The sequence below is a fragment of the Xenorhabdus szentirmaii DSM 16338 genome (assembly GCF_002632585.1).
GTDB lineage: Bacteria > Pseudomonadota > Gammaproteobacteria > Enterobacterales > Enterobacteriaceae > Xenorhabdus > Xenorhabdus szentirmaii.
In genome coordinates, this window is record NZ_NIBV01000038.1 from 1 (window position 1) to 579 (window position 579).

Sequence of the window (579 nt, forward strand, 5' to 3'; positions counted from 1 at the left end):
CTCCTCCAGCTGGACTCGAACCAGCGACATACGGATTAACAGTCCGCCGTTCTACCGACTGAACTATGGAGGAATTGATTTGTTCCTGAGAACGGGGTGAATCATACAGAAGTCGCCATGAAGTTGTAAAGTAAAAAAATCGAAAACAAGCTCAAGCGTTTTTTTTATGCTCAATATGGTGTTTTTTTGTTATTTATAGATTGGTTTTTTGCTGAATCACATATTTTTTTGTTTTTTATGACAAGGTAACTGCGTTGTTTATATTGATAAAAATAACATTGATTCAGCATTTTTGTGTTTGTGTAAAAAATAAGGTCATGATTATGTTTTTGTAGGATAGATAATTTGAAAAATCTCGGGGCAGGAGTCATTAAACGAAGAGTTTGGCAGGAGTATGCATATAAGAAAACGGCCACCCTTGTGGGTGGCCACTATGGAAGACTTAGACTGATTTTAAAGTTGTCTTTATCTCAACATCACGACATGTTAATTGATCACAATGCTTAAATTTGGCTCCTCCAGCTGGACTCGAACCAGCGACATACGGATTAACAGTCCGCCGTTCTACCGACTGAACTA

Annotated in this window: 1 tRNA gene; it reads right to left on the reverse strand. The window is 38.0% G+C overall.

Features of this window, described 5'->3' with window-relative positions:
- A tRNA-Asn gene (locus Xsze_RS21530) sits at positions 1 to 73 on the reverse strand.
- Between the last annotated feature and the right edge of the window lie 506 nt (positions 74 to 579).